The sequence below is a fragment of the Polaromonas sp. JS666 genome (assembly GCF_900103405.1).
Lineage (GTDB): Bacteria > Pseudomonadota > Gammaproteobacteria > Burkholderiales > Burkholderiaceae_C > Polaromonas.
The window spans coordinates 209016-224406 of sequence record NZ_FNHX01000001.1 but is presented as its reverse complement, the minus strand read 5'-3'; the positions used below and the strand labels follow the sequence as shown (position 1 = coordinate 224406).

Genomic DNA, 15391 nt, shown 5'->3' with positions numbered 1-15391 from the left:
ACACAAATCAGCGCGGCAAAGCCTTCGCCGCGACGGCTGAAAAATACAGCGCTTCCTGCTGCTGCGCGATTTCGCGCCACTGGTAGCGCTCGGCAAAGGCCGCGGCGCCGCGCGACAAGCCTTCGCGCAGCGCCGGCTGGCACAGCAAGTCCCCTAGCACCCGCGCCAGCTCGCCCGCATCGCGCGGGTCGTCCAGCAAGAGCGCATTGGTGCCCTGCGCCAGCAGCCCGGCAATGCCGCAGTACCGGGGCCCGCTGACCACCACCGGCAGGCCGTGGGCCATGGCCTCCAGCACCACCATCGCAAACGTGTCCTCGAAGGTGGGATGCACCAGGGCATCAGCCGCCTCGTAGGCCGGGCCCACGTCCTTGAGCGCGCCCAGGAAGAAAACGCGCGCGCCCAGCTTCAGCGCATCGGCGATCGCGCGGAATTCGGCGATATGCGCCGCGTTACCAACCACCGCCAGCACCACCTCGCCCGGCAGCTGGGCCAAAGCCCGCAGCAGGCCCTCCAGGCCCTTCTTGCGGTAGTCATTGCCGACAAACAGCAGGCAAGTGCCCGCGGCCGGCAAACCCAGCTGGGCCCTCGCCTCGCTTTTGCGGCTCGCGCTGATGGGCAGCTGCGGCATCGTGATGCCCGGGGTGACCACCGACAGCGCGGGGCGGCTGGCCGGGTAGGCGGCCTCCATGATGGGGCGCAGGCTTTCAGAGGTCACCACTACCTGCCGGCCCGGCTGGGGCGCATAACGCGCGCGCTCCAACCCCAGGTAAGCCAGCAAGCGCGGGCTGGTCACGACCTTGATCCAGCGCAGGACGCGGCGCACACCGCGGCGCCCCTGGAACAGGCTGTGCTTGACGGGCAGCACGTGCACCGTCTGCACCTCGCCATGCCAGGTGTTTTCGTGGGAATGCACGATGTCGAAGCCGCTTCGTGTCGCCCACCAACTGGCCGTGGCAAACCACAGCTGGTTGATCCAGCGCGGCTTGCGCAGCGGGGCCGAGACCTTGTGATACGTCACGCCCGGCCAATGGTGGTCGATTTCCTGCGCAAACACATGCAGCTCATGCCGGGCCGACAGCTGCTCGACCAGGGCGATGGAATAACGCTCCGCGCCGCCGCCCGTCGGCGAAAAAGTCCGGTTGAAAACGGCGATACGCAGTTTCCGGGGTAGAGCCGCCATAGGCGTGGGCTGGCTCATTTTTTCCGGCGGTCTTCGTAGGCCGTGGCGACCTTGAGCCAGAACACCGGCAAGGTGGTCGAGCGCAGCACCGGTACCCGCGGCAGCCGCAGCAGGTCCATGCCTTCATGGCAGCGGCTGCGCTGGGTGGTGGTGGCGGTGACAAAGCCCAGCATCCGCGCCGTTTCCACATGGCCGGCGTTGAAATGGCCGAAGGGGTAGCAAAAATGCGTCACCGGGCCGCCCGTGACGGCCTCCAACCCGCTTTTGCCCAGCACCATTTCCTCGACGCAGCCCGCCTCGTCGGTTTCCAGCAGGTTGGCGTGGCTGCGGGTGTGCGAACCTATCTCCTGCCCGCCCGCCACCCACTGGCGGATCTCGCCCTCGTCCATCAGCGGCGTCTGCGGGATGCCGATGTTCTGATCCCAGATGTTGGTCTTGCCCAGCAGCCCACTGACCGCGTAGCAAGTCGACGAAAACCCGTGTTTCACCAGCACCGGCAGGGCATGGGTCAGGTTGTTGCGGTAGCCGTCGTCAAAAGTAATGCCCACCACCTTGCCGCTGCGCTCGCCGCGCAAATAAGGCATCAGGCCGCCCATGGACAGGCCCGTGTAGCCCAGGCGCTTAAGCCAGGCCATTTGCCGCGCGAAAGCCGCGGGCGCCACATAGAGCCCGCGAAACGGGCTGCTGCCCTTGGGCGGGGCCTCGGCGATCTGGTGGTAGACCAGAATGGGAATCGGTTGGCGGTTCAGGGTCGGCATGAAGAAAGAAACATTCAGAGCAGGACGATGTCATATTGCTCCTGCGCCATCGCGGCCTCGGCCTGCAGGGAAATCGGCTTGCGGATGAAATCGCTGAGGCTGGCCAGGTGCTGGCTTTCCTCGTCGAGGAAAAGTTCTATCACCTTGGGTGAGGCCACCACCCGGAATTCGCGCGGGTTGAACTGGCGCGCCTCGCGCAGGATCTCGCGCAGGATGTCGTAAGTCACGCTGCGCGCGGTCTTGACCACGCCCTTGCCCATGCAGGCGCTGCAAGGCTCGCAGAGCTGGTGGGCCAGCGATTCGCGGGTGCGCTTGCGTGTCATCTCGAGCAGGCCCAGCGCCGAAAAACCGTTGACCGTGGTCTTGATGCGGTCGCGCGCCAGCTGCTTCTGGAATTCGGCCAGCACCGCCTCGCGGTGGTTTTCCTTGATCATGTCGATGAAGTCGACGATCACGATGCCGCCCAGGTTGCGCAGCCTGAGCTGGCGCGCGATGGCCTGCGAGGCCTCCAGGTTGGTCTTGAAAATCGTGTCGTCGAAATTGCGCGCGCCGACAAAACCGCCGGTGTTGACGTCCACCGTGGTCAGCGCCTCGGTCTGGTCGATGATCAGGTAGCCGCCCGACTTGAGGTCCACGCGCCGGCCCAGGGCCTTGGCGATTTCCTCGTCGATGTTGAAGAGGTCAAAAATCGGACGCTCGCCGCCGTAGTGCTGCAGCTTTTGCTCAGTCGCCGGCATGAATTCCGCGGCAAAGGTCCTGAGCTTGTCGAACTGCTCGCGCGAGTCTATGCGTATGGTCTGCGTGCCCTCCACCACCAGGTCGCGCAGCACGCGCTGCAGCAGGTTCAGGTCCTGGTGCAGCACCGAGGCCGGCGGCATGCGCAGCGAGGCGTCCTTGATGCGCGCCCAGGTCTTGCGCAGGTAGGTGATGTCCTCGGCCAGTTCATCGTCGGTCGCATCCTCGCCGTTGGTGCGCAGGATGAAACCGCCGCCCATGTCGCTGGCCAGGGCCTGCACGCGCTGGCGCAGTTCCTCGCGCTGGCGGGGTGGTATTTTCTGCGAGACGCCGATGTGGTTGTCCTGCGGCAGGAACACCAGCAGGCGGCCGGCGATGCTGATCTGCGCCGTCAGGCGCGCGCCCTTGCTGCCTATCGGGTCCTTGAGGACCTGCACCATCACCGCCTGGCCTTCAAAAAGCTGCTTTTCGATAGGCTGCAGCGAAGCCATGGCCGGCGAGGTGAGGCCGCCGGCGGCCTGGGCGTCGCTGTCGGCATGGCGGCTGTTGATGCTGCTCATGAGGTCGGCCACGTGCAGAAAAGCCGCGCGGTCCAGGCCGATATCGATAAAGGCCGACTGCATGCCGGGCAGCACGCGGGCGACCTTGCCCAGGTAGACATTGCCGACCAGGCCGCGTTCCAGGGTGCGTTCAACGTGAAGCTCCTGCACCGCGCCGTGCTCGACCACCGCCACCCGGGTTTCCTGGGGCGACCAGTTGATCAGGATGTCTTGTTGCATGGGGGTCCTGAAAAATGTGTGTGGAAGCTAGAGGCGAATACCGGCGGCTTTCAGCAAAAGCGCCGTTTCCCTCAGCGGAAGCCCCATGATGCCACTGTAGCTGCCGTCGATGCGGCTGATGTGCATGGCCACCCTGCCCTGCACCGCATAGGCGCCGGCCTTGCCCATGGGCTCGCCGCTGGCCACATAGGCGCGTATCTCGGCGGGCGTCAGTTCGTCGAAACTGACCTTCGAGTTGCTCAGCGCCTCGAAACGGCGGCGCCCGGCCTGCACGGCCACGGCCGTCAGCACGCGGTGCGTGCCGCCCGAGAGCTCGCGCAGCATGCGGGCCGCGTCCTTGGCGTCCTCCGGCTTGCCGTAAATCACGCGCCCCATGGCCACCGTGGTGTCCGAGCAGAGTATGGGCGCCGGCGGCAGCTTGCGCCGCTTCATGCGGGCGACTGCCGCGTCCAGTTTCAGGCCGGTGACGCGCTGGACATAAGCCGTGGGCGCTTCGTTTTTGAGCACCGCCTCCAGCGACTCGGCATCTTCATCGGCATCCGGCAGCAGCAGTTCGTGGCGTACGCCGAGCTGCTCCAGCAGTTGCCGCCGCCTGGGGCTTTGCGAGGCCAGGTAGATAAAGTCAGCCATGAACGGGCTACTCTCGATGATAAGGATGGTTAATCGTGATGCTCCAGGCCCGGTAGAGCTGCTCTATCAGCAGCACACGCACCATGGCATGGGGCAAGGTCAGGTCCGACAGGCGCAGGCGCTCGTGCGCGGCCTGCTTGAAGCCCGCGTCCAGCCCGTCGGGCCCGCCTATCACGATGGCCACGTCATCGCCCGACAGCTGCCAGGCTTTCAGCCTTTCGGCCAGGGCCACGGTGGTGACGGCGGTGCCGCGTTCATCGAGCGCCACGACACGGGTGCCGCGCGCGATGCTGGCTTCTATGCGGCCGCGCTCGGCGGACAGCAGGTTGTCCAGGGTCTTGGAGGCACGCGGCTCGGTCTTGACGGCCTTGAGCTCGACCTTGATTTCCGGCGGAAAGCGTTTGGCGTAGTCCTCATAGGCCGTCTGCGCCCAATCGGGCACCTTCTGGCCTACAGCTACGATCGTCAGCCTCATTTGCTCCGGGGAGCGGTTTTCCTGGCGGCGGGTTTCTTGGCCGCGGTCTTGGCGGCTGTTTTGGCCGCCGTCTTGCGCGCGGCGACCTTTTTGGGTGCCGGCACCTTGATGATGGGCGTCTTCACCGCGGGCTTGGCGGCCGGTTTGCCGGTCGCGGCCTTGGCGCCGGCGCGGGCCGGTTTGGCGGCGGGTTCGGCCGCCGTCGCGGTCGCATTGCGTTTGGCGGTCCAGTCGTTGCTCTTGCCGACCCGGCCCACATAGCTGGAGTCGGCGGTTTTGGCGGGCGCCTTGGCCGGTGCTTTTGCCGCGGATTTGGCCGCGGTCTTGGCGCCTGGCTTGGCAGCGGTTTTTGCGCCGGCGCGGCTTGCCTTGGGCTTGGCCTCGGGTTCGGCGTCGGCCCTGGACGCTTTCACCAACGGCGCGGGCGCGCCCAGCTTGAGCTTGATGGGCTTGTCGCCCCAGATCTCTTCGAGGTGGTAGTACTGGCGTATGGCCGGCTGCATGATGTGCGCCACGGCGGCGCCGCAGTCGACGATGATCCATTCGCCGTTGTCTTCGCCCTCGATGCGCGGCTTGGCGAAGCCCGCATCACGCACCGCATCGCGCACGCTGGCGGCCAGCGCCTTGGTCTGGCGGTTGGAGCTGCCCGTCGCCACGATCACACGCTCGAACAGCGAGGTGATGTGTTCGGTGTCGAAGACCTGGATGTCCTGCGCCTTGACGTCCTCCAGGCCATCGATGATGGCGCGCTGCAATTTCTGCACATCCTTTTTGTCGGCGGCGGCGGAGGTTTTGGCGGTGGTGGAGGTCATGCAGTGATGTGCTTCGATAAGGTAAGGAATTAATGGGAACGGTACAGCTGGTGCAGTGAAATATAACGTGCAACGGCTTCAGGGACCAAGCGGGTAATTTCCCCGGCCGTCGCCGCGCCCGAGGCCGTCAACTGGCGGATCTGGGTGGCGCTCACGGGCATCAGGGGGAGATCGAGCAGCGTAAAACGGCTGCTGCGGCTTTCATAGGCCTCAAATTGAGGCTGGGCCGGCATGGATTGTGCACGGCCAGCTATACAAATTATAGCAATATCCAGGATGTCCTGCCAGCGGTGCCATTGCCGGAAGGCGGCGAACTGGTCGGCGCCTATAAACAGGTAAATCTGGGCGCCCGGATTCTCGGCCTGCAGCGCCAGCAGCGTGTCTATGGTGAAGGTCGGCCCGGGGCGCTGCACCTCGCGCTCGTCCACCTGGACATGGGGGATGGACTCAAACGCCAGCCTGGCCATGGCCAGGCGATGCGCCGGCGCGCTCAGGGCCTGCGACTTGTGCCAGGCATGGCCGGTGGGCACCACAAACAGCGTGTCCAGGCCGAACTGCGCGATCGCCGCCCCGGCCAGGGCCACATGGGCATTGTGCGGTGGGTCAAAAGCGCCGCCGAAAACGCCTATGCGCCTGCCCGGCGGGAGCGGCTGTGTGCTCAAACCCAGTCCCGCCTCGGCAGAAACTCGGTGTAAAGCCGCTCTTCGGCGCTGCCGGCCTCGACGCCGCGCTGGTAGGACCAGCTCGCCAGCGGCGGCATGGACATCAGGATGGACTCGGTGCGCCCGCCCGACTGCAGGCCGAAATGCGTGCCGCGGTCCCAGACCAGGTTGAATTCCACATAGCGGCCGCGCCGGTACAGCTGGAATTCGCGTTCCCGCTCGCCGTAAGGCGTGTCCTTGCGACGCTCCACAATGGGCAGGTAGGCCTGCAAAAAAGCATCGGCCACGCCCTGCATCAGGGCAAAGCTGCGATCCGGGCCCAATTCCTGGAAATCGTCAAAGAACACGCCGCCTATGCCGCGCTGCTCCTGCCGGTGCTTGAGGTAGAAATACTCGTCGCACCACTGCTTGAAGCGCGGATATTTGTCCTCACCGAAAGGCGCCAGCGCGTCCTTGCAGGTCTGGTGGAAATGCACCGCGTCCTCTTCAAAGCCGTAATACGGCGTCAGGTCCATGCCGCCGCCGAACCAGCAGACCGGCGCATCGGGGCTGGAAACCGGCGCCGCGGCCAGCATGCGCACATTCATGTGCACCGTCGGCACGTAAGGGTTGCGCGGGTGGAATACCAGCGAAACCCCCAGGGCCTCAAAGGGCGCGCCGGCCAGCTCGGGCCGGTGCTGCGTCGCCGAGGGCGGCAGCTTGGGCCCGCGCACATGCGAGAAACCGCAGCCGGCGCGCTCGAACACCGCGCCCTGCTCCAGGATCATGGTCAGGCCGTTGCCCTGCAGCGGCTCGCCCGGCTCCTTCTGCCAGCGGTCGGCCACAAAAGCCTGGCCGTCAATGGCGGAAATGGCGCCGGTGATGCGCTGCTGCAGCGCCAGCAGAAAGTCTCTCACGCTTGAAATATCGGTCATGCTGAGGTGTTCCCCGGGGGACGAAAGCCGCACAGCGGCCTCCGTGCGATGGTCAGGGCTTGAGCGCGCGCCAGCCTATGTCCTTGCGGTACTGCGCGCCGTCAAAGCGTATGCCCTGGGCGACTTCGTAGGCGCGCTGCTGCGCGGCCTTCACCGTGCTGCCCAGCGCGGTCACGCAGAGCACGCGGCCGCCCGCGGTCAGCGTCGCGTCGCCCTCCTTGCGGGTGCCGGCATGGAACACCATGGCGTCTTCGGGCGCGTCGGCGGGCTTGACCAGGCCGTGGATGGCATCACCCTTGCGCGGGTTCAGCGGGTAGCCGTGCGCGGCCATCACCACGCCCAGCGCGGGCCGGCGGTCCCAGTCGAGCTCGATCTGGTCCAGCGTGCCCGAGGTCGCGGCCATCATCACGTCATAAAGGTCGGTCTTGAGCCGCATCATGATGGGCTGGGTTTCCGGGTCGCCCATGCGGCAGTTGAATTCCAGCGTCTTGGGCTTGCCTTCGGCATCGATCATCAGGCCGGCGTACAGAAAGCCGGTGAAAGGGATGCCGTCTTTTTCCATGCCCTTGATGGTCGGCAGGATGATCTCGCGCATGGCGCGGGCATGCACCTCGGGCGTGACCACCGGTGCCGGCGAGTACGCGCCCATGCCACCGGTGTTGGGGCCTTCATCGCCGTCCAGCAGGCGTTTGTGGTCCTGGCTGGTGGCCATGGCCGCCACGTTCTTGCCGTCGCACATCACGATGAAGCTGGCTTCCTCGCCCTGCAAAAACTCCTCGATGACCACGCGCGCGCCGCCCTCGTTGTGCGTCACGCCCAGCGGGTTGAAGTCCGGGTTGGGCGCGAGCATGAACTCGATGGCCTCATGCGCTTCCTGCAGCGTCATCGCCACCACCACGCCCTTGCCGGCCGCCAGGCCGTCGGCCTTGACGACGATGGGCGCGCCTTTTTCGTCCACATAGGCGTGGGCCGCGGCCGCGTCGCTAAAGGTTTCGTATTCGGCCGTGGGAATGCCGTGGCGCTTCATGAAGGCCTTGGAAAAGGCCTTGGAGCTTTCGAGTTGGGCGGCCGCCTTGGTCGGGCCGAAAACCCGCAGGCCGTGCGCGCGGAACTCATCGACCACACCGGCGGCCAGCGGCTGCTCGGGGCCGACCACGGTCAGCGCGATTTTTTCGGCTGTCGCCCATTCGCGCAACGCCTTGACGTCGGTGATCGCGATGTTTTCCAGCCGCGCATCGAGCGCGGTGCCGCCATTGCCGGGCGCAACATACACCGCCTGGACCTTCGGGGACTGCGCCAGTTTCCAGGCCAGCGCGTGCTCACGGCCGCCGCCGCCAATAACAAGAACTTTCACGGGAGGTTCAATCTAAAAAACAGCAAATAGCTGAGGTACACAACAAGAATAAATACGATGCCGAAGATGAGCTTGGCGGCCACCCTGGCGCGCCGCTGGATGTCCAGCGCCTGGTCGTTGACTTTGCCGGCTTTCACGATGTTGGCGCGGGTTTCGTCGACCAGCGACTTCTGCATTTCCAGGGATTCCCTCTGCAAGGCGATGGCCTCGCCGCGCAGGCGGTTGCCCTCCTGCAGCAGGTTTTCAATACGGGCCAGCCGCTCGGAATCATCCATCATGCCTCCATGGCCGTTCAGTTTTCGAGGACCGCGTTGTGGAACACGTCCTGGGTGTCGTCCAGGTCTTCCAGCACGTCCAGCAGCTTCTGCATTTTGCGCGCGTCCTCGCCGCTGAGCTCTATGGTGTTGTCGGCGCGCATGGTGACCTCGGCGATCTCGGGCTTGAGGCCGGCCGCCTCCAGCGCGTTGCGCACGGCTTCAAAGCCGGTGTAGGGCGTGAGCACCTCGATGGCACCGTCTTCATGCGTGATCACGTCGTCGGCGCCGGACTCCAGCGCCACTTCCATGATCTTGTCCTCACTGGTGCCGGGCGCAAAAATAATCTGGCCGCAGTGCTTGAACTGGAAGGCCACCGAACCTTCGGTGCCCATATTGCCGCCGTGCTTGGAAAACGCGTGGCGCACCTCGGCCACGGTGCGCACCTTGTTGTCCGTCATGCAGTCGATGATGATGGCCGCGCCGCCTATGCCGTAGCCCTCATAGCGCACCTCTTCGTAATGCACGCCTTCCAGGCTGCCGGTGGCCTTGGCGATGCCGTATTTGACGTTTTCATTGGGCATATTGGCCGCTTTGGCCTTGTCCACCGCCAGGCGCAGCCGCGGGTTGGTACCCAGGTCGCCGCCGCCCATGCGGGCCGCGACCATGATTTCGCGCATCACGCGCGTCCAGATACGCTGGCGTTTTTCGTCCTGTCGGCCCTTGCGGTGTTGAATATTCGCCCATTTACTATGACCAGCCACGACAGAAACCCTTTATTCGGTGATTAATTGATTTAATCTACAAACCGCATTTTACTTTTTCACCCACCGCACACCCCCATGGCCGAAACCACCGCCCTCCCCCTGCTCATCGCCCGCAATGCCGACACCCAGTGCGAGCTGTTGCCCGGCCTGGCGAACCGCCACGGCCTGATCACTGGCGCCACTGGCACCGGCAAGACCGTCACGCTGCAGACCCTGGCCGAGAATTTCTCCAAAATCGGCGTGCCGGTCTTCATGGCCGACGTCAAGGGCGACCTGACCGGCATCAGCCAGGCCGGCAGCATAGGCGCCAAGATGGCCGCCGTTCTCAAGGAGCGCGGCATAGCCATTCCCGAATCGCTGGCCTGCCCGGCCACGCTGTGGGACGTCTTCGGCGAACAAGGCCACCCGGTGCGCGCCACGGTCTCCGACATGGGGCCGCTGCTGCTGGGCCGCATGCTCAACCTCAACGAAACCCAGGCCGGCGTGCTCAACCTGGTGTTCAAGATCGCCGACGACAACGGCATGCTGCTGCTGGACCTCAAAGACCTGCGCGCCATGCTGCAATACGTGGGCGACAACGCCGGCGAGTTCACCACCCAGTACGGCAACGTCAGCGCCGCCAGCGTGGGGGCCATCCAGCGCGGCCTGCTGCAGGTCGAAAGCCAGGGCGGCGACAAGTTCTTCGGCGAGCCCATGCTCAACATCAGCGACTTCATGCAGACGGTGGATGGCAAGGGGGTGATCAACATCCTGGCCGCCGACAAGCTCATGAATTCGCCGCGCCTGTACGCCACCTTTTTGCTGTGGATGCTGTCCGAGCTGTTCGAGCAGCTGCCCGAAATCGGCGACCCCGAAAAACCCAAGCTGGTGTTTTTCTTCGACGAGGCGCATTTGCTGTTCAACGAAGCGCCCAAGGCGCTGGTCGAGCGCATCGAGCTCGTGGTGCGCCTGGTGCGCTCCAAGGGCGTCGGCGTGTATTTCGTGACGCAGAACCCGCTGGACATCCCCGACTCGGTGCTGGCCCAGCTGGGCAACCGCGTGCAGCACGCGCTGCGCGCCTTCACGCCGCGCGACCAGAAGGCCGTCAAGGCGACCGCACAGACCATGCGGCAAAAGCCCGGCCTGGACATCGAAACCGCCATCACCGAGCTGGCCGTGGGCGAGGCGCTGGTCAGCCTGCTCGACGCCAAGGGCCGGCCCGGTATCACCGAACGCGCCTATGTATTGCCGCCCGGCAGCCAGATCGGCCCCATCACGCCGCAACAGCGCCAGGCGCTGATCCAGGGCTCGCTGGTCGCGGGCGTTTATGAAAAAACCGTGGACCGCGAGTCGGCCTACGAAAAAATCAAGGGCCGTGCCGAAGTGGCGGCCGCCGAAGCCGGCAAGGCGCCCCAGGGCGGTGCGGCCGGCACCAGCGACTCCGGCGGCATCCTGGGTGGGCTCAACGACGTGCTCTTCGGCACCACCGGCCCGCGCGGCGGCAAGCACGACGGCCTGGCGCAAAGCATGGCCAAGTCGGCCGTGCGCACCATGGGCTCGGCCGTGGGCCGCGAGATCATTCGCGGCGTACTGGGCAGCATCTTCGGCGGCAAAAAACGCTGACACCGGGCGCGGCCCAAAGGGCGCGCCGCCTGTCGCGAATTAACGACCTCCGGCAGGCAGCGGGCTTGTCAAGCCCGGCACGCATCGCTACATTGGTTTTTTTGAAGGATACGCAATGCCTGCTGAAGTTGCCGCCCCGTCTTCCGGCGCACCTGGTTCTTCCCCTGGGCCTGCCGCGCCAGCCACCTCCAATGCCTCCACGTCCCACATCCGGCTGACCTCCCACGCGGGCGGCCACGGCGCGCTGCCCATCCATTGGGGCGCGGCCACGCCGGCCGAACGCGGACCCGTGGTCGGCACCACCACCAAGCGCAGCCACCGCAACGTCATCGGCACGCACAGCGGCTCCTACAGCGTCTACCGCGCGCTCGCCGTCGCTTCGGGTGCACTGTCGGCCAAACACAAGGCCGACCTCACCAACACCTCGCCCACCGACATCATCGGCCCCTACCCGCAGTGGAGCGAGCCCGGCCGCATCGCCGCCATGGACCCCTGGGGCGCCACGGTGGCCGACGTTTTTTCGGCCGAGCTGGCCGCGGGCTACGACATACGCCCGACCATCGCGGTGACACAAGCCCATGTGATCCTGCCCGAGGTCATAGAAGCCCTGCAGTCCGGGCGCCTGAAGGCCGACGGCAAATACCTCACGGCCGGCGGCGCGGCCGTGGTCACCAAGGTCGCGGTCGAGCCGGTCTGGTACCTGCCCGAAGTCGCCCGGCGCTTCGGCTGCAGCGAAACGGATCTGCGCCGCGTGCTGTTCGAGGAAACCGGCGGCATGTACCCCGAGCTCGTCACGCGCAGCGACCTGGAGGTGTTCCTCCCTCCCATCGGCGGCCTCACCGCCTACATCTTCGGCAAGCCGCGCGACTTGGCCAATCCCGAGATCGAACTGACCGCCCGCGTGCACGACGAATGCAACGGCTCGGATGTCTTCGGCTCCGACATCTGCACCTGCCGCCCCTACCTCACGCACGCCATCGAGGAATGCATACAGGGCGCGCAGCGCGGCGGCGTGGGCCTGGTCGCCTATTTCCGCAAGGAAGGCCGGGCGCTGGGCGAAGTCACCAAGTTCCTGGTCTACAACGCCCGCAAGCGCCAGGTCGGCGGCGACACCGCCGACCAGTACTTCGCGCGCACCGAATGTGTGGCCGGCGTGCAGGACATGCGCTTTCAGGAGTTGATGCCCGACGTGCTGAGCTGGCTGGGCATACGCAAGATCCACCGGCTGGTCTCCATGAGCAACATGAAATACGACGCCATCACGCGCGCCGGCATCGAAGTCGTCAAGCGCATCAACATCCCCGAAGGCCTGATCCCGGCCGACGCCCAGGTCGAGATGGACGCCAAGATGGCCGCCGGCTACTTCACGCCCGGCGCCGTGCCCGACGCAGAAGAACTCAAAAAAGCCAAGGGCCGGGGGCTGGATGCCTGAAGCCAACACGCCACCGCCCAATGCCAGCTACACCATCGCCGGCAACCTGCGCGGCATAGGCGCCGCCGCCGAACTGCGCTCCACCGCCACCATACGTTCGCGCGCCCGCGCCCTGCTGGCACGCGCGCGCCGCGGCGAATCGGCCTGGTTCAGCGTCAACGACGGCGCCATGGCCACCGCCGCCAGCCTGGTCGCCGAAATCACCCGCGCCCGCTACCCCAGCCTGGAGATTCCCTACCACTCGCGCTGGCGCCACTTCGAGGCCGGCGGCATCCAGCGCCCGGCCATGCTCAATGAAGCCCTGGCCTCGGCCACGTCGGCCGGCCGCGCGCGCGCCCAGATCGACCTGGCCCTGGTCAGCGTGCTGCTGGACGCCGGCGCCGGCCCGCAGTGGCGCTACCTCGAAGCCACCCAGGGCGAGCGGCCCGGCTGCGAATACAGCCGCTCCGAAGGCCTGGGCGTGGCCAGCTTCCATGCCTTCATGACCGGCATGTTTTCCAGCGACCCGCAGTACCCGCTGCAGGCTGACGCCGCCGGCCTGAAAGCCGTCACGGCCGACCAGCTGGCCGCCGCCTTCCAGGTCAGCGAAAGCAACCCGCTGGTGGGCCTGGAAGGCCGCGCCGCGCTGCTGCGCCGCCTGGGCCAGGCCCTGCAGGACCAGCCCGCGCTCTTCGGCCCGCGCGGCCGCCCCGGGCATTTGTTTGAAGTGCTGGTGCTGCCCGGCAAAAACACCGTCGAGGCGCATGAGCTGCTGTCCATCCTGCTGACCGGCCTGTCGTCCATCTGGCCGGCGCAGAACATGCTGGGCAGCATCCCGCTGGGCGACTGCTGGCGGCACCCGGCAGCCGGCGAAGCCGACAGCGGGCCCAGCCAGGGCTGGATGCCTTTCCACAAGCTCTCGCAGTGGCTCACCTATTCGCTGCTCGAGCCTTTTGAATGGGCCGGCGTGCAGGTCAACGGCCTGGACGCCCTGACCGGCCTGCCCGAGTACCGCAACGGCGGCCTGTTCCTGGACGCCGGCGTGCTGCTGTTCAAGGACCCGGCCCAGGCCCGGCGCCTGCACCAGGCCGGTGATGAATTGATTGTGGAATGGCGCGCGCTGACCGTGGCCCTGCTCGACGAACTCGCGCCCATGGTGCGCGAGCAGTTAGGATTGACGGCCGAGCAAATGCCGCTGGCCCGCGTGCTCGAAGGCGGCACCTGGGCCGCGGGGCGCGCACTGGCACAGCAATTGCATCAGGGTTTACCGCCCCTGAACATCGAAAGCGACGGCACGGTTTTCTGAGATTTCCGCTCTGCAAACCGGGCAAGGCACAAGAATGAAGAGGCATACACACACATGACGACCACCCGCAGCGACAAAGTCCACCTGGTAGACCACCCCCTGGTGCAGCACAAGCTCACCCTGATGCGCCGCAAGGACGCCTCCACCAACACCTTCCGCACCCTGCTCAACGAGCTCAGCATGCTGATGGCCTATGAGGTCACACGCGACATGCCCATGCAGGACATCGAGATCGAAACCCCGCTCGAAAAAACCACCTCCAGGGTCATAGATGGCAAGAAGCTGGTGTTTGTCTCCATCCTGCGCGCCGGCAACGGCATCCTCGAAGGCATGCTCAGCGTGGTGCCCGGCGCGCGCGTGGGCCACGTCGGCCTGTACCGCGACCCCAAGACGCTGACGGCCGTCGAGTATTACTTCAAGATGCCGCACGACATGGAAGAGCGCGACATCGTCGTCGTCGACCCCATGCTGGCCACCGGCAACTCGGCCATCGCGGCCGTCGAGCGGCTCAAGGAACTCAATCCCAAGTCCATCAAGTTTGTCTGCCTGCTGACCTGCCCCGAAGGCATCAAGGCGTTGCAGGCCGCGCACCCCGACGTGCCCATCTACACCGCCGCCATTGACCGCGAGCTCAACAGCCATGGCTATATCCTGCCGGGCCTGGGCGACGCAGGGGATCGCATCTTTGGCACCAAGTAGTCCCGCTTTCCCAACCTGAACCCACCAACCCGGAGAGTCCCATGTTTCAAGCCGCCCGTTTCAAGCGACGCCAGCTCGTCCTGCTCGCCACCGCCGCCGCCATCGCCCTGCCCGGCCTGGCGTTTGCCCAGGCCAAGACCAAGGTTGCCGCGCTCTACACCGTGCCGTTCGAGCAGCAATGGGTCAGCCGCCTGCACAAGGCGCTCAAAGCCGCCGAGGCGCGCGGCGAGATTGAATACAAGGCCACCGAGAACGTCTCCAACGCCGACTACGAGCGCGTGATGCGCGAATACGCCACGGCCGGCAACACGCTGATCGTCGGCGAGGCCTTTGCCGTCGAGGCCGCGGCCCGCAAGGTCGCCAAGGACTTCCCCAAGGTCTCCTTCCTGATGGGCTCGTCGGGCAAACCGCAGGCGCCCAACTTCTCGGTGTTCGACAACTACATCCAGGAGCCGGCTTACCTGACGGGCATGATTGCCGGCGGCGTGACCAAGAGCAACAAGATAGGCATGGTGGGCGGCTTCCCGATTCCCGAGGTCAACCGCCTGATGAATGCCTTTATGGCCGGCGCGAAAGAAACCAACCCCAAGGTCGAGTTCAGCGTGAGTTTTATCAACAGCTGGTTTGACCCGCCCAAGGCCAAGGAAGCCGCCTTCGCCATGATCGACAAGGGCGCCGACGTGATGTACGCCGAGCGCTTTGGCGTCAGCGACGCGGCCAAGGAAAAAGGCAAGCTGGCCATCGGCAACGTCATCAACACCCAGGACAAATACCCCGACACCGTGGTCGCCTCGGCGCTGTGGAATATGGAGCCCAGCATTGACCGCGCCATCAAGCTCGTCAAGGAAGGCAAGTTCACGGCCGAAGACTACGGCCCTTACTCCATGATGAAACACAAGGGCTCCGAACTCGCCCCGCTGGGCACCTTCGAGAAGAAGGTTCCCGCCGCCATCGTCGCCAAGGTCAAGGCCAAGGAAAAAGACATCCTAGACGGCAAATACAGCGTCAAGGTCGACGACAGCCAGCCCAAGTCCACCACCAAATAAGCCTGAG

General features: G+C 65.6%; 16 protein-coding genes. 5 read left to right on the top strand and 11 right to left on the bottom strand.

Annotated elements, in window-relative coordinates; all coding sequences use genetic code 11:
- Nucleotides 1–7: 7 nt before the first annotated feature.
- From BLQ85_RS01110 to BLQ85_RS01060, 11 genes are read right to left on the bottom strand one after another with little or no spacing between them, the layout of a single operon-like run.
- Nucleotides 8–1198 (bottom strand): glycosyltransferase family 4 protein, encoded by a 1191-nt coding sequence (locus BLQ85_RS01110; protein ID WP_074574222.1) that lies wholly within the window; start codon nucleotides 1196–1198, stop codon nucleotides 8–10.
- A complete protein-coding gene (locus BLQ85_RS01105; protein ID WP_074574221.1) occupies nucleotides 1195–1938 on the bottom strand; it encodes a polysaccharide deacetylase family protein in 744 nt (247 codons plus the stop codon). Before BLQ85_RS01105 ends, BLQ85_RS01110 begins: the two co-directional genes overlap by 4 nt.
- A gap of 14 nt (nucleotides 1939–1952) precedes the next feature.
- On the bottom strand, nucleotides 1953–3452 hold the full coding sequence (gene rng / locus BLQ85_RS01100; protein WP_074574220.1) for a ribonuclease G: 1500 nt from the start codon (nucleotides 3450–3452) through the stop codon (nucleotides 1953–1955).
- 27 nt (nucleotides 3453–3479) lie between these two features.
- A complete protein-coding gene (locus BLQ85_RS01095) occupies nucleotides 3480–4082 on the bottom strand; it encodes a Maf family protein (RefSeq protein ID WP_074574219.1) in 603 nt (200 codons plus the stop codon).
- A gap of 7 nt (nucleotides 4083–4089) precedes the next feature.
- Nucleotides 4090–4557, bottom strand: coding sequence for a 23S rRNA (pseudouridine(1915)-N(3))-methyltransferase RlmH (gene rlmH / locus BLQ85_RS01090; RefSeq protein ID WP_007871802.1), 468 nt, complete (start codon nucleotides 4555–4557; stop codon nucleotides 4090–4092).
- Nucleotides 4554–5369, bottom strand: a complete 816-nt coding sequence (gene rsfS, locus BLQ85_RS01085; RefSeq protein ID WP_074574218.1) for a ribosome silencing factor — start codon at nucleotides 5367–5369, stop codon at nucleotides 4554–4556. Before rsfS ends, rlmH begins: the two co-directional genes overlap by 4 nt.
- A gap of 29 nt (nucleotides 5370–5398) precedes the next feature.
- Nucleotides 5399–6031, bottom strand: a complete 633-nt coding sequence (nadD, locus tag BLQ85_RS01080) for a nicotinate (nicotinamide) nucleotide adenylyltransferase (protein ID WP_074574217.1) — start codon at nucleotides 6029–6031, stop codon at nucleotides 5399–5401.
- A complete protein-coding gene (hemF, locus tag BLQ85_RS01075) occupies nucleotides 6028–6945 on the bottom strand; it encodes an oxygen-dependent coproporphyrinogen oxidase (RefSeq protein ID WP_074574216.1) in 918 nt (305 codons plus the stop codon). The genes nadD and hemF overlap by 4 nt, the downstream gene beginning before the upstream one ends.
- Before the next feature lie 52 nt (nucleotides 6946–6997).
- The gene (gene purD, locus BLQ85_RS01070; RefSeq protein ID WP_074574215.1) at nucleotides 6998–8299 is read right to left on the bottom strand and encodes a phosphoribosylamine--glycine ligase; all 1302 of its coding nucleotides are present in this window, start codon (nucleotides 8297–8299) and stop codon (nucleotides 6998–7000) included.
- On the bottom strand, nucleotides 8296–8574 hold the full coding sequence (locus BLQ85_RS01065; protein ID WP_074575089.1) for a hypothetical protein: 279 nt from the start codon (nucleotides 8572–8574) through the stop codon (nucleotides 8296–8298). Before BLQ85_RS01065 ends, purD begins: the two co-directional genes overlap by 4 nt.
- 17 nt (nucleotides 8575–8591) lie before the next feature.
- Nucleotides 8592–9317 carry a YebC/PmpR family DNA-binding transcriptional regulator gene (locus BLQ85_RS01060; protein ID WP_074574214.1) on the bottom strand — a complete coding sequence of 242 codons (726 nt, stop codon included), beginning with the start codon at nucleotides 9315–9317 and terminating at the stop codon, nucleotides 8592–8594.
- Between the two features lie 78 nt (nucleotides 9318–9395).
- On the opposite strand from BLQ85_RS01060, the gene BLQ85_RS01055 reads away from it, so the two are divergent.
- From BLQ85_RS01055 to BLQ85_RS01035, 5 genes are all read left to right on the top strand, one after another.
- Nucleotides 9396–10922 (top strand): helicase HerA-like C-terminal domain-containing protein, encoded by a 1527-nt coding sequence (locus tag BLQ85_RS01055; protein ID WP_074574213.1) that lies wholly within the window; start codon nucleotides 9396–9398, stop codon nucleotides 10920–10922.
- A gap of 115 nt (nucleotides 10923–11037) precedes the next feature.
- Nucleotides 11038–12354 carry a GTP cyclohydrolase II gene (locus tag BLQ85_RS01050; protein WP_074574212.1) on the top strand — a complete coding sequence of 439 codons (1317 nt, stop codon included), beginning with the start codon at nucleotides 11038–11040 and terminating at the stop codon, nucleotides 12352–12354.
- Complete coding sequence (locus tag BLQ85_RS01045) at nucleotides 12347–13639, top strand: URC4/urg3 family protein (protein WP_217631792.1); 1293 nt, start codon at nucleotides 12347–12349, stop codon at nucleotides 13637–13639. Before BLQ85_RS01050 ends, BLQ85_RS01045 begins: the two co-directional genes overlap by 8 nt.
- Nucleotides 13640–13693: 54 nt before the next feature.
- A complete protein-coding gene (upp, locus tag BLQ85_RS01040) occupies nucleotides 13694–14338 on the top strand; it encodes a uracil phosphoribosyltransferase (RefSeq protein ID WP_074574211.1) in 645 nt (214 codons plus the stop codon).
- Between the two features lie 41 nt (nucleotides 14339–14379).
- Nucleotides 14380–15384: a BMP family protein gene (locus tag BLQ85_RS01035; RefSeq protein ID WP_074574210.1), complete on the top strand. Its 1005-nt coding sequence runs from the start codon at nucleotides 14380–14382 to the stop codon at nucleotides 15382–15384.
- Nucleotides 15385–15391 lie beyond the last annotated feature (7 nt).